Source organism: Vibrio japonicus (assembly GCF_024582835.1).
Taxonomy (GTDB): domain Bacteria; phylum Pseudomonadota; class Gammaproteobacteria; order Enterobacterales; family Vibrionaceae; genus Vibrio; species Vibrio japonicus.
Map to the genome: position 1 here is coordinate 2171306 of NZ_CP102096.1, position 13511 is coordinate 2184816.

At 45.4% G+C, this 13511-nt stretch carries 15 protein-coding genes; 3 read left to right on the plus strand and 12 right to left on the minus strand.

The features are described from left to right. Nucleotides 1-8: 8 nt before the first annotated feature. From NP165_RS10200 to NP165_RS10250, 11 genes are all read right to left on the minus strand, one after another. Complete coding sequence (locus tag NP165_RS10200; protein WP_257083865.1) at nt 9-1475, minus strand: TadA family conjugal transfer-associated ATPase; 1467 nt, start codon at nt 1473-1475, stop codon at nt 9-11. A 16-nt stretch (nt 1476-1491) separates the two neighbouring features. Next, nucleotides 1492-2715, minus strand: coding sequence for a CpaE/TadZ family protein (locus NP165_RS10205; protein WP_257083866.1), 1224 nt, complete (start codon nt 2713-2715; stop codon nt 1492-1494). A 12-nt stretch (nt 2716-2727) separates the two neighbouring features. Further along, nucleotides 2728-3222 (minus strand): TadE/TadG family type IV pilus assembly protein, encoded by a 495-nt coding sequence (locus tag NP165_RS10210; RefSeq protein WP_257083867.1) that lies wholly within the window; start codon nt 3220-3222, stop codon nt 2728-2730. Further along, a complete protein-coding gene (locus NP165_RS10215; protein WP_257083868.1) occupies nt 3219-3650 on the minus strand; it encodes a TadE/TadG family type IV pilus assembly protein in 432 nt (143 codons plus the stop codon). Before NP165_RS10215 ends, NP165_RS10210 begins: the two co-directional genes overlap by 4 nt. Next, nucleotides 3651-4772 carry a pilus assembly protein TadG-related protein gene (locus tag NP165_RS10220; RefSeq protein ID WP_257083869.1) on the minus strand — a complete coding sequence of 374 codons (1122 nt, stop codon included), beginning with the start codon at nt 4770-4772 and terminating at the stop codon, nt 3651-3653. 15 nt (nt 4773-4787) lie between these two features. Continuing rightward, nucleotides 4788-5045 (minus strand): hypothetical protein, encoded by a 258-nt coding sequence (locus NP165_RS10225; RefSeq protein ID WP_257083870.1) that lies wholly within the window; start codon nt 5043-5045, stop codon nt 4788-4790. A gap of 10 nt (nt 5046-5055) precedes the next feature. Further along, nucleotides 5056-6525: a type II and III secretion system protein family protein gene (locus NP165_RS10230; protein WP_371133669.1), complete on the minus strand. Its 1470-nt coding sequence runs from the start codon at nt 6523-6525 to the stop codon at nt 5056-5058. Nucleotides 6526-6533: 8 nt separating this feature from the next. After that, nucleotides 6534-7280, minus strand: a complete 747-nt coding sequence (gene cpaB / locus NP165_RS10235) for a Flp pilus assembly protein CpaB (protein ID WP_257083871.1) — start codon at nt 7278-7280, stop codon at nt 6534-6536. Further along, complete coding sequence (locus NP165_RS10240; protein WP_257085586.1) at nt 7277-8620, minus strand: ATP-binding protein; 1344 nt, start codon at nt 8618-8620, stop codon at nt 7277-7279. Before NP165_RS10240 ends, cpaB begins: the two co-directional genes overlap by 4 nt. A 66-nt stretch (nt 8621-8686) precedes the next feature. Next, nucleotides 8687-9223 carry an A24 family peptidase gene (locus NP165_RS10245; protein WP_257083872.1) on the minus strand — a complete coding sequence of 179 codons (537 nt, stop codon included), beginning with the start codon at nt 9221-9223 and terminating at the stop codon, nt 8687-8689. Between the two features lie 17 nt (nt 9224-9240). Then, nucleotides 9241-9423, minus strand: a complete 183-nt coding sequence (locus NP165_RS10250) for a Flp family type IVb pilin (RefSeq protein ID WP_257083873.1) — start codon at nt 9421-9423, stop codon at nt 9241-9243. A 281-nt stretch (nt 9424-9704) separates the two neighbouring features. Between NP165_RS10250 and NP165_RS10255 the strand changes: the two genes are divergently transcribed. The 3 genes from NP165_RS10255 (at nt 9705) to NP165_RS10265 (ending at nt 13242) form a co-directional block, all read left to right on the plus strand. Beyond that, nucleotides 9705-10436 carry a helix-turn-helix domain-containing protein gene (locus NP165_RS10255; RefSeq protein WP_257083874.1) on the plus strand — a complete coding sequence of 244 codons (732 nt, stop codon included), beginning with the start codon at nt 9705-9707 and terminating at the stop codon, nt 10434-10436. A gap of 129 nt (nt 10437-10565) precedes the next feature. Beyond that, nucleotides 10566-12251 carry an AMP-binding protein gene (locus NP165_RS10260; protein WP_257083875.1) on the plus strand — a complete coding sequence of 562 codons (1686 nt, stop codon included), beginning with the start codon at nt 10566-10568 and terminating at the stop codon, nt 12249-12251. Between the two features lie 91 nt (nt 12252-12342). Continuing rightward, entirely contained in the window at nt 12343-13242 is a 900-nt protein-coding gene (locus NP165_RS10265) for a LysR substrate-binding domain-containing protein (RefSeq protein WP_257083876.1), read from the plus strand. Between the two features lie 10 nt (nt 13243-13252). Here NP165_RS10265 and NP165_RS10270 read toward each other — a convergent pair whose 3' ends face one another. Continuing rightward, nucleotides 13253-13459: a DUF1127 domain-containing protein gene (locus tag NP165_RS10270; protein ID WP_257083877.1), complete on the minus strand. Its 207-nt coding sequence runs from the start codon at nt 13457-13459 to the stop codon at nt 13253-13255. Nucleotides 13460-13511: the final 52 nt, after the last annotated feature.

The window sequence follows — 13511 nt, forward strand, 5'->3', positions numbered from 1 at the left end:
CCTAACGGTTAACTGTGTGTCTCGTTAAACAACTCGAACGGCAACTGGAATCCGCGTTTAGATAGCGAGTCGTGACACTGAGGAATAACACCGGTCGCGGTGTAATAGCCTAAGACATTACCTTCTGCATCTACGCCCTGTCGCTGAAATTTAAAAATCTCAGACATGGTAATAACCTCGCCTTCCATCCCATTAATTTCAGATATGTTGACCATTCGACGCTTACCATCTTCTTGGCGCTCCATTTGCACCACAATATGAATGGCAGAAGCGATCTGTGCTCGCAAGTTTTTGGTAGAGATATTCCATCCTGCCATCGCAAACATGTTTTCTACACGACTCAACGCATCGCGAGGTGTGTTCGCATGTATTGTGGCAAGCGATCCATCGTGACCAGTGTTCATCGCCGCTAACATATCCACTGCTTCACTTCCCCGCACTTCCCCTAACACGATCCGATCGGGGCGCATACGCAGGGAGTTTTTTACTAGCTCACGCTGAGTAATTTCCCCTTTTCCTTCCAAGTTGGCAGGGCGAGTTTCTAATCTGACCACATGAGGTTGCTGAAGTTGTAGCTCCGCTGAATCTTCAATGGTAATAATGCGATCTTCTTGGGGAATAAAGCCGGAAAAGATATTGAGCGTTGTGGTTTTACCAGAACCTGTACCGCCTGAGATAAGTATGTTCAGTTCACCTTTCACCGCCGCTTCAACAAAACGCGCCATAGGCTCTGAAATCGAGTTAAAGTCCAACAAATTGTCCATGGTCAGCTTATCTACCGCAAAACGACGGATAGATACTGACGGCCCATCTAATGCGAGTGGAGGGATAATCGCATTCACCCGTGAACCATCAACTAAGCGCGCATCCACCATGGGGGACGACTCGTCGATTCGGCGACCAACCTGGCTCACAATTCTGTCGATGATGTTACGTAAATGGCGATCATCTAAAAATGTATAGGGCGTTCTCTCCAATTTACCTCTGCGCTCCACATAAACACTTTTAGGACCGTTAACGAGAATGTCCGACACAGAAGAATCATGAAGTAACGGCTCTAGTGGACCTAAACCAAAAACTTCATCTTCGATCTGCTTGATAATCCGTTTGCGGCCTTCCGCACTCAAAGCATGGGTCTGATCACTTGCCATCAACTGGACAACGGCATCATGAAGATCTTTCTGTGCTCGCTCTTTTTCTAAGCTGGACAAGAGCGTCAAATCCAGCGTTTCTAGTAGGCGTTGATGGTAATAGTGTTTAACCGCAAGCTCTTGTTCTAGCTGCTTACGAGTATTTTGAATATCACGATCTTTTGCCTCTGATTCTCTAAGTTTTCTTTCTAACGGTGTCTCTTCCTGCTTAGAGAAAACCCCACCGCTAAGAGTAATTGCACCATTTTCCTTATCGGCAACAAATTCGCTCTGAGCCTCATGATCTTGAAAATCTACATTGATATTTTTTCTTTTGAAGAACATACCACCCTCCTACTCCTCAGGAAAATAAACGCTTGAGCCATCCTTTCTGCTCCTGCGTTGCTGGTGCTAACAGTTGAGACAATTCAATAATCGACTTTGTCATAGGACTGTTTCGCTTAACTTCAACGAAAGGTTTTCCCAAGTTGGCACTTTCGATTGCGGCCTTAAAATCGTTAGGAATCACGTGAACGTTTAGCTCTGGTAGAGTCTGTTCAATATCGCTGAGTTTGATCTGTTGGTGTTTATCAAAGCGATTCACAATAAGCTCAATCTGATCCTTTGCTAGGCCATACTCCAACGTTAAAGAGCGCAAAATTCGAGAGGCATTTTTAACGCTGACCAAATTCTGCTGAGTTGTCATGAATATTTTGGATGCTTGAGAAAATACCGGTGCAAACCTGCGATCTACCCCAGTCGATAAATCAACAAACACATAGGGATAAATTTCTAATAGCGTAGGCAACAACTGCCCTAACTCTGCAACCTTGTCAAAGTTGTCGTTGTGATTTTCATGTTTGAAGCTAAGCATGTGCAAGCCTGAAGGATGTTTTGCCACTAGGCCCTGCAAAGACATTTCGTCGAGATCCGTCACATTTGAAATGGCGTCATTAATACTGTAGGTCGGGCTCACATTGAGGTAATCCGCGACAACACCAAAATGGATATCGAGATCCAACAGCAATACTTGGTTCTTGTTCTTATTCGCCACTTCTACCGCGGTATTTAATGCCAGTGTTGTGGCCCCTGCGCCACCTTTGGTATTAACAAAGACAAAAAGCTGCCCGGACTTTCTGACCGCCACTTTGTCTTCCGCGCTGTGTTTAAGTAGGGGAACTAGATCACTTAAGCTGGCGCGATCAGAAACAAAATCCATTGCCCCCATACGCAGCGCAATTTTAAGCGCACCACTGTCGTTCTCGTCACCGAACACAATCAATGAGGTATTGATATCACTCTCTTCAATACCCATTGGGGAGTTCCGCTGCAACTCCACCACCTTTTGAGCCCAACCTGGGCCTGTTTCCACAAAAATAAGATCGGGCAACGAGGCATTTTTTACTTTTTCAGACGACACATCATTTAAAGAAATCGTCTCGTAACTAATACTCTGGCAATGCGCAAGCTCTCCTTGCATATGCAACTTAAAGTTTTCGCTGGAATAGAGAACCCAAATAAATAGATTTGTTTTGAGTCGTATATTGCTGTTGTCACCTCTTGATAATTGTATTGTCTCACCCATGCTCCCTCTCCCTTAACATTCGGTTTTTGCGTCAGAGTCGTCTGAGCGTAAAACCCCTAACGACTCAGCAGGCAAAATTGTTTGAAATCCTGCAACGGGTACTAGTCCATTATTCCCTAAGAAACTGAGTAACCCTGAAAAACCGTAATCAAAATCTACGATACGTGCTCGCACGTAGTGAATGCTGACATGATTTGCCACTGGGTCCACCAGAACAGAACCTGCCGAGTCTAAATATTCAATTTCAAGATTGTCAGCCGTAAACCCATCTGGGGCGCCTTCACTCAATGCCAAAGTTTTGATGTCACTATCATTCACAACGCATACCGCCGCAATTCTCGCCGCACGACGACTCATGTCGCTCATTGACTGAAGAGAATAGGCATAAATAGCAATTTCGATAATGGCAAATAGGATCAACAACAGAACAGAAGCTAACAAGGTGAATTCCACGATAGTAATGCCTGACTGCTTACGAGGTATTGTTTTCATGGGTATTGTTTTCATGGGGCTACCCTCATGACTGCAGACGCAGTCAATGTAATGTCAGACAACAGATCACCCAACATGGCTCCAATTATCGGTGTATACGGGTATTGTGCCGTGACCACGACATATTTTCCTACAGCATCGTATGACACGTTTACAGTCAACGATTCCAATATAGGGGCTGCACCATCAGCCGGATTAGGGTTACCGTATATCACCGCGTTTTGTATATCGCTCGTTGGAGCGATATTGTCTGCTTTTGCGGTTCCATATACTTCTGAAACAGCAAAACGCGCGCCATTTTGCACCGCTTTACTCAAGGTGTTGTATCGTATAAAGGCATTGCCGAATTCGCCAATAGCAACAAGAAACAACAGTAGCAACGGCAACACAATGGTAAATTCAACCGAGGCAATCCCTTTTTCTTTTCGCTGCATGCTCTTCATTTACGAGTCCTCGTTAAATGGGTCCTTGTAGAGTACGATCCGGTATGGCCCTGCTCTGGTGCTTAACCCATTATTTCGACTGTTTTGCACCGTACACTCTTCCATGAACTCGCCTTGAATGTTCTCTTTACCGCTGTTGTCCTTAGGCGCTTTATTGACAAGAAAGAAACACCCTACGGCCACAACGTCAAAGTCCGTTTTACCCGTACCCGCGGCAGTACAATCAACGATAGGAACAGCCAGCTCACGGCGGCCGTTGTGAGCATCAGACGCAAGATAGTCATCGTGGGTTATCCCTTCTTCCACTTCACCATCAGAATCGTAATCGCTCAGTAATTTACCTTCTCCAAAGCGAGTATTAAGCCCTTGTGCAACGGGGCCTACCTTTCCACCGGGGTTTGTGGTAACCACATCGCCAACCCCAACACATCCCATGTAGCTGCCTGCAAGCTGATTACGAATGTGACTATCTTTTTTGTCTTGGCTTTCGGTTTCATCGACATCAAAATCGAGAAGCTGGAAGTTACCCGATCCCATAGGTGAATTGTTCGATGTCAGCTTCAAATCATAAGTCTTACCATCATTAAAGCCGCCAGTATCGCTACCAATGTCTTCAGCACAAATCGCAATAGGAACAACGTTGCAAGTATTGCCCCCCGCACTAGGCCCGGCTACCGCACTCGCCCCAACTTGCTTGGTGTCACTAAACATCTGCATAAAGTAGCTATTCAGATCTAGGTTGCTGGCAACCACACGAACATAACAATCACCACCCAGTACGCACGCACCTCCAGAAAAGTCCGAGCTATCATTGAACGTGACACTAATATCAGCCGTCGTGACATCCAGTTCTGCATTGCCATCTGAACCGGACATCTTCGTTAACGCTTGGTTCGCCGCAGTTTCGGCCTCGGCTTCTGTACCATTCTGATCAAGTATCACTGCCGCCGCCAAAGCCGCAGCATCGACACCATTTTGGAGCTTAGTTCGGTTCATATACGCATGGTTGATATCAATTGCGAGTGCGGAAACACCTAAGATAACCAGCATCGCAATGGTGACAATCACAACCACCAAACCTTGTTCCTTATGAGTACCTCGAAAGACGCGTAGTGTTTTCATAGTAACCTCGGATGATTAAAACCCTTTTAGAACTTGGCTGGTCGAACTGCCTTTCAGATCTTCACCTTTTTTACCGGTGTAAATGCTGTAGGCATCTTCCATGCGCTCACCGTTGCCGTCCGGTATCACATGCATATTTTCTCGCGTGGCGTTAGGGTTGTAGACTTGCTCACTCTTTACCTTGGTCATGTGGTAGCCCAACCTTGGCTCATTCGCACACCCTCCCAGCAAAAAAAGTGTAGAAACAGCAGACAACAGAATATAAGTTTTCATGGTTCTCTCCTTATAGGTCATGACCAAATGTACCTTCCGCACCGCCTCTTCCTGAGGTCGTTGTCGTTCCGCGTGCCGTATATCGTGTACGTTCCACATCGGTTGGCGAGGCAAGGTAAGCGCCACGGCCCAATAAGTAGTATTCGATGTCATTCGGCTCAACAAACGCGTCGGTTGGGAGTGTCACTCTGTCTCTATCAATCGGTTTTGCTAAGCGAGGAGTCACCAAAATCACCAGCTCCGTTTCACCAGAAATGTACTCTTGACTGTTAAAAAGCTGACCAAGTAGTGGGATATCACCCAGACCTGGCATTTTTGAGATGGAATCACGGACGTTTTCACTCAGTAAACCAGCGATACCTATCGTCTGACCATCGGCAAGCTCTAGCGTTGATGATGCACTGCGGCGAGTAATCGGTGGAATAAAGTACGCTGCGTTAGAGCCACTTGGTGTGAACGTTAACGTTGTTGAACTTGCAATTTCGCTCACATCAACCGCAAGGTTGAGGTTGATTTTTTTGTCGCTCAATACGGTAGGGATGAACTTCAAACCTACCCCGTACGGTTTGTATTCAATGGTGATACCATCATCATCTGGCACTGGGATTGGGAATTCGCCACCAGCTAAAAATTCTGCTTTTGCCCCACTGAGTGCGGTTAAGTTAGGTTCCGCTAACACTTTGGCAACACCGTTTTCTTTCGCAATGTCCAACGCCAAGGTAAACAAGGTATCACCGTCGATAAATGTCGATAATAAACCTGTGCTTTCTATTGTCGGCGTGTTAAACACCGGACCAATAACGCCATCGGTAAGGTCATCAATGATTCCACCAGCGGAAGTCCCCCCCCATGAAAAACTGCCATTGGCTTCAAAGAAATGAAAATTTGAGTCAAATCGACGAACCAAGCTACGCTGCACTTCGGCTACCGTTACTTCAAGCATCACTTGCTGCGCGCCGCCGATACTCATCAAGTTCACAACCCCGGTGTCTGCCACTTCTTTGTTTCTTGAATCGGTTTGCTCATCCGCTGACTCACCCGCCGCATAGGTTTCAGCCAAACGTAACGCGAGGTTCATCTTCTCTTGTGAGCTGACTTGCCCACTCAGAATTAAGCGATTCTGAGAGCTGTGAACCGCAACTTGTTCATTGGGCATAAACTCATACAGTTTGGCTTTCAAGCTATTGACATCGTGAGTGACATCAATATTGATTGACTCAATTAATTGCCCACGACTATCCCACGCCATTAAGTTGGTTGAACCCAACTTTTTACCGATCAAGAACAATTCATTAGACTTAATCATCACGATGTCTAGCACTTCTGGGTCACCTAACGAAACGCGTTTGGCTTTCCCCTGAAGCTGAACAAAAGCGGATTTATGATGGGGAACCGTCACCGTTTTTCCACTTTGCGCGGCGGCCATAACCCAAGCACTGCATGTAAAAAAGAGTGCCAATATTGTGATTATTCTTTTCATAATTTCCCTCACTCTCTGACACGAACATTGGATGAGCTTGTTCCCTTAATAATGGTGACACTTGGCTGCACATATCGACGAACCACCTTTTCCTCTACGGAATGTGGGTTGCGCAGTGCTAGCTGAATATCACCTTTACTTTTAGCGGTCAGAAGTTTTTCGGCCTCTTTAGGGGTGACTTCCAATGTCACCGCCCGAACAATAATAGGTTTGTTATCTTTGGTTCTTGCTGTTTGGTCCACCGCTAATACTCTAATGTCTTTAAGAACAGTGAGGGTATTCGCCGAGGTTTGGTTGTATTTCACCGTGCTCAGTACATCGACTTTATTGCCCGGTAACAAGAACCCCCCCACCCCAATAACATCGTTAACGCGAATGGTGACCGCACGCTTATCAGCCGGAATAAGCGCTGCGAGTGTGGCCCCTTCCCCGGGTATGCTGAGACGCTGGTCCAGTAGAATTTCATCCGGGAAAATCGTGGTTGACGCCACTTTTCCTAGCACACTTTCTGGTGTTGTAAACTGCTTATCGGTTGTCCATGCTTTCTCTAGCAGTCGTGTACTTAAGTGCTGCTCTTCGATTACCGTACCAGACGGAATCTCTAACGCCGCAACCACAACGGGTAAGCGTTCGACCACTTCCACTTCGGTTGTGGGTGTGGTTTGACTGTCCATCCATTGTTTGGCAAAGAAGACCGCGCCCAGACCAAATACGGCGGATAATAAAATGAGTAATATGATTTGACTGCGGCTCATCGCGCACCTCCTCCATTGCCATCAGCAGTAAAGTACACTTCCCAAGCACGCTTAACGATCTCTGGCGTGACAACTGGAGAAGTGTCTTCAAATGCAATGATGTCTCGGCTAATTCCTATTAAGTCTTTCGGTAAACAAGGGTAAAAACCCACTTGATGCTGATCGTGAAGGTTATACAAGTCATCGAAAGACGCAGGGTGAATGGTTAAATCTCTGTTTGAAGCCATCTCTTCCCACAAAGCGTGGTATTCATTTTTTTCTAATGGATGAAACTGAATTTTATAGCCAAGACGACGTAAGAAAGCCGGATCGCTGATTTTTTCTGGGTTTAAGTTGGTCGAGAAAGCCAGCGTTAAAATAAAGGGAATCGTAATTTGTTGCCCGTTGGGTAAAGAGAGGTAATCAAAGTAATACTCCATCGGGACTATCCAACGATTAAGGATGGTATCGACAGGCATCGGCTGACGCCCCAAATCATCAATAATCAGAATGCCATTATTGGCCATCATTTGCAGTGGTGCCATCCAAACACGGTTATGCTCACTATGGTTCACTTCGAGCATATCCATAGTGAGTTCGCCCCCCACCTGAATACTTGGCCGTTCACACAATACCCAGCGTTTGTCATGCTGATCCTTATACGAAATAACGGCTTCGCCTTCTTCCTTAACCACGGGTTTATGATGCTGCTTAGAAAACACCTTAATAATGTTGCCAGCGGCATAAACCGCATAAGGGATATAGACCGACGTATTCAAAGAATTGAGTAAACGAGTGGCAACATAGGTTTTACCTGTGCCTGCATTCCCATACAACAACAGCGCTCGACCAGAGTTGATCGCTGGCCCTAGCACGGAAGTCATACGCTCTGCCCCATACACATCCCGCATGGCGTTGGTGACATCGGGGCGAGTAATGGGCTGAGCGCGGACATCTTGTGCTTGAACCATGGCGTCGTAATCACTCAGTGATACTGGCGCAGGGCCTAAGTAGGCGTCTTTCTTAAAGGCGAGTTCTGCTTGATACAGACCCGCCTCCGACAAGCCGTATCTTACATGCCCTGCATTACTTTGTTGGTAATAGAGGTTGGTTTCTGCCTGAAACACTTCCACCAGCGACTTCTTACGTAAACTGGCCAGCGCGTCTTCCACCATATGGCTACCGATCGCCATAGAGCGCGTTAGCTGAAGCACGTCTGATTTAGGATAGGCGGAGAGATGTTTGAGAAGTAAATTTTCTAGAACGACAAAAGGAATACCCAGCTCGTCTACCGAAGTTGGCACTTTCGGAGCATCCGCTTGGGGTATTAACACGTCCCTATGATGTGAAGATTGAGCCATTGCTTCCATAGCAAACTCCTTAGCCCCGATTCCAAAATGATAGCAAGCACCCAAAAGTGGCAGGTGCTAATAAGAAAAATAGTGGTACATCGCTAAACCGATGATCAGCACCGGTGCAAATGGCATGTAGGTCAAACCTTGTTGGGTGGTCACCGCATGCTTGATTTTTTCACCGCCCACATAAGCCACTGCCGAGACACTAAGCAAACTAAAGTCACCTCTATTTTTATCGCCCAAATTTGAGGGTAATTTGTTTAACGCCCAATACATTGAGCCCACAAATGCCGTCGAGACACAGGTATAAAACAAATAATCGGTAAGTGGCTCTAAACCCAAAAGAAACCCTAAAACCGCTATCAATTTGACATCCCCTGCTGCCATGACTCGCATGAAATGAAGCAATAAACCGACGGTAAAACACAATACAAAACTGGTTGCTTTGTCGGTAAACACCTCGAGCCACTCATCAAACAGAGGTGTAAACAACACTTCCAATGTTGTGATAACAAGCAATGCCAGTAATAGCTGATTAGGTATCCGATGCTCACGCGCATCGGATACACCAATTAAGCACAAAGTAACCCAAGTTGCATAAAAGTACATGTGCAAATACATATAATCTAATTAACGCCTTCCAAATCACCAGTTATTAAACCAATTACCCTATCAACTTCATCACCCAAATCACCAAAAGCAGTAGCTATACCAACCGCTATCAACCCTCCAGCTACCGCATACTCCACTGCTGTCAAGCCTTCTTCATCATTCCAAAACTCTTTTACTACTTTAGTAAACTTATCCATTTTCTTTCCCCTTCATCCTATTAAAAGGTTTAAATCAGTTAAGTGACTCTCACACTTTGGGTCGATGTCACACTTTTAAGTTAGATTAGTATTTGATTTATTGGTTAGGACTATTTTGCTTTTGTGTAGGATTCGTTTGTTTATTTCCTAGCGATGCAGTGAAACCTTTAGCGTATTCACACTACAAGTGACATTTACTACTAATTTGCTCTTTTTATTCTACATTTAACATAGAACGTTTATGTTCCACCACAACACGAATAAGAAATTGGAGTATAAGAGTGATTCCAAAGATTCACTGGTTAGGAAGGCCAGTAAAAGACTTACCCGTATCATGCTCAAGTAGTATTACAGAGCAGTTTAATATTGAAGAGTACGGTGATGACTTCTCGATCCTGAGTGATCCGAATGTCCGTGCCTGCCTCTTTTTTGTCGGCGGAAATAATGCCATCTCATCACAATGTATTAGTACACTGTGTAAGAACCTTACCAAAAGGTTAATCGTATTGATCACCAGCGATACTGACGCTGAGCTACCTGATACATCCGTAACCGACGAGGTGTACACCTTTGACCAAGACAGTTTCTCAGATTGGCTAAGTGGCGTTGAAAAGCAGTACTTTTCGTGTGAGCAACCAATCGGAGCACTGCACCCCCCAAACGATCATCAGCCTGACTCCCTTCCTAAGGGTTTAACAAAAGTGCTCCAGTTTCTCGATAAAAATCTAAATGAGGAAATACGAGAAGAAGAAGTTGCCGCCATGTGTCACTACTCAACCACTTATTTTTCGCGCTATTTCCACAAGCATATCGGTGTGAGCTTTAGAGACTACGTCATAGATAAAAGGATCGCCCTAGCCAAACAACTTCTCATCGAACAACCCAATATAAAAGTGGCTTACATTGCTTACCAATGCGGTTACCAAGACACGTCCTACTTTGCACGTATCTTTAAAAAGAGAGTGGGGGTTTCACCTGCGACCTATCGTCAACAGCTTCTCAAAAGCCCTTAACGGGCCACTAAAACAACGCCTTATTTGTTGTCAGCCATTCCCTTCTGAATAGAAAACATGCTAAATTTAACAACGCATTAACAACTATAAATACAAAATAACTGAATGACTGACATGGAGTCACCCACAATGAATCAGCCACATATTACAAATCCAGCTGGTTGCGCTCTCCCGCCTCCAAATGAAATGATCTTGAAATGGGCAGAGGAGCGCCCAAACGAGGTTTATCTAAAACAAATTATCAATCGAAAGTTTGTCGAGTTCACATTTAAAGAAGTCGCGGATCAAGCCCTTAGGTTGGTCACTGCTCTTAGAGAACTCGGCATTCAGCCCGGTGATAAAGTTGCTTTAATATCCAAAAACTGCGCTGAATGGTTTATTACTGATCTCGCATTGATGCTTGGCGATTACGTCAGTGTGCCGATTTTCCCAACCGCAGGTGCTGACACTATTGAGTACTGTTTAACACACAGTGAAAGTAAAGCGATCATTGTCGGTAAGCTCGACGACTCGGTAGCAACTCAACAAGTGTTAGATAAATTGGAACAGATTGTCAGCATCGCTTTGCCTTATGACTCTGCCGCGAACTGCCAGTATCAATATAAAGAGTTGATTGCAGATAAAGAGCCGAGTTCTGAAAGACCCGTACATTATGATGATAAGTTAATGTCACTGGTTTATACCTCGGGCACATCTGGCCTGCCTAAAGGTGCAATGCTGACTTACGGCGCTTTTAGCTGGTCAGCACAACAGTTGATTAATCACATCGGGATTCAAGAAGGCGATCGTCTATTCTCTTACCTTCCACTGGCCCATATTACGGAACGTGTCTACATATTCGGCTCATCCATTATGGGCGGTGTTCCCACTGCGTTTCCTGAATCTCTCGAAACCTTTATTGAAGATGTCAAAATGCAGCGCCCGACTCTGTTTATCTCGGTGCCTCGCCTATGGACACTGTTCCAGCAGCGTATTCAGGACAAACTGCCGCAGAGAAAACTGAACATCTTACTCAAGATTCCTTTTATCAATACGCTGATTAAAAAGAAATTGGCTGACGGGCTCGGTTTGGATCAAGCAAGGGTGCTCGGCTGTGGCTCAGCACCTGTGTCTCCTGCCCTTCTAGAGTGGTATCACCGTGTAGGATTAAACATTACCGAAGCATGGGGGATGACGGAGTCCTTCGCTTACAGCACACTGAACTACCCGTTTAGAAGCGATAAAATCGGTACAGTCGGGAATGCGGGCCCCGGCATTGAGCTTAAAATCGCCGACGACGATGAGATTATGGTGCGCGGTAAAGGTCTGTTCTCAGGCTACTATAAGAATGACATTGCAACACAAGAATCCTTTGACGCCGAAGGCTGGCTGCATACAGGTGATATTGGTGCCATCGATAGCGACGGTTATCTAAGTATTCAAGGCAGAAAAAAAGACACATTCAAGACGGCTAAAGGCAAGTTTGTGTCTCCTGTCCCGATTGAGAAAAAACTGTTTGAGTACAGCCGTGTTGAGATGATGTGCTTAATCGGGTTGGGCTTGCCTGCCCCAATTCTGTTAGTCGTGCCGCATGACTTTCCTCATTTTGACCGAGCGCGCTATGAACGAACCACGAAAAAAGTCATAGAGAAGATGAACGCTCAGTTAGAGTCCCATGAGCAGATCAAAGGCGTTCTGATGATCAAAGATCCTTGGACGATTGAAAACGGCATTTTGACCCCTACCCTAAAAATTAAACGCCATGTGCTCGAACAGAGATACCATGAAACCGGACAAAACTGGCCTAAAGGTGAGTTGATTGTTTGGGAAGAGTAAACGCCAATGGAGAGCAAGTTCGCTCTCCTTTGTTTTTCGTGCAACAACCATTATGATGCTAAGCCAAATATGAAAGGATTAAGGCAAAGGCATGGATTCAAGGCTGCACCACTTACCAGGTTTACGTTATTTTGAAGTCGCCGCACGGCTGAATAGCTACAGTCGCGCCGCGGAAGAACTGTTCGTCAGCCAAGCCGCCGTGAGCCAAAAAATACGCCAGTTAGAAGATGGTTTGGCGTGTAAATTATTTGTCCGTGACGGACGTGAAATGCGCCTAACCGAGCAAGGGAAAATCCTTTACAAGCATGTCTCACAAGGATTGGAACAGATTGTAACTGGCCTAAACCAAATCCAAAGCGAGCCTGTAGAAGGGTTACTTTGCGTGAGCTCTACTCCCTCTTTTGCTTCTCGCTGGTTATTACCGCGCTTATGGAAATTTTCGACTCAGCACCCTAACATTCCCATCCGTATTCTAACCAGTTGCGATGCCCCAAACTTAAAGCAAGGACATGCTGATCTCGTTATTTGGCAGGGAGAAGATCTTGAGCAGGCGAATGATACCAAGTTGAAAAAACGCTTCCTATTTGAGGAAACCATCTACCCATTTTGTTCTCCTCATTTAGCTAATGCCATTCACCTGACCAAACCCGAGCAACTGCTTAATTGCTGGCTAATTCACTACGAGTCGGGGGGATATCCTTGGCAAAGTTGGTTTGCTCAAGCTGGCGTTGCCATGAATAAAGAGTCGGTACAATGGATGGAAGTCAGCACCTTTGATCACGCAATGAATGCCGTTATGGCAGGTCATGGAGCTTGCTTAGCCTCAGACTCTTTGGCAAGCGATTATGTAGAGCGAGGGCTACTCATCAAACCCTTTGATATTGGCATGACACCAGGTATCCAATTCAATGTGTTCTATGATGAAAGCTCCCCTCGCCGAGATCGAATTTCAGCGTTTACCAACTGGCTCCATAGCGAAATTGCCCAATAGTACCTTCTCATTAATCGTCCCAGAAATGCCTCACGCTTTCTTGTCTTGCTTGCGCAGGCGTCAGTCCAATATCTTCCATCAAGTGATCGGACAAATGCGAGAGTGCTTTTCTGGTTCGATAATTTCGCCACCAGCGACTCACTTTAGTTAAAATTTTCTTATCCCAACCAAGTGTGTCTGCAAATTTTGCTTTATATCCTAACTCTGAAGTTTCCATAATCTATACTCATGTTACTTTCGATGAGTAAATAATCGTCTATGGATGCAAT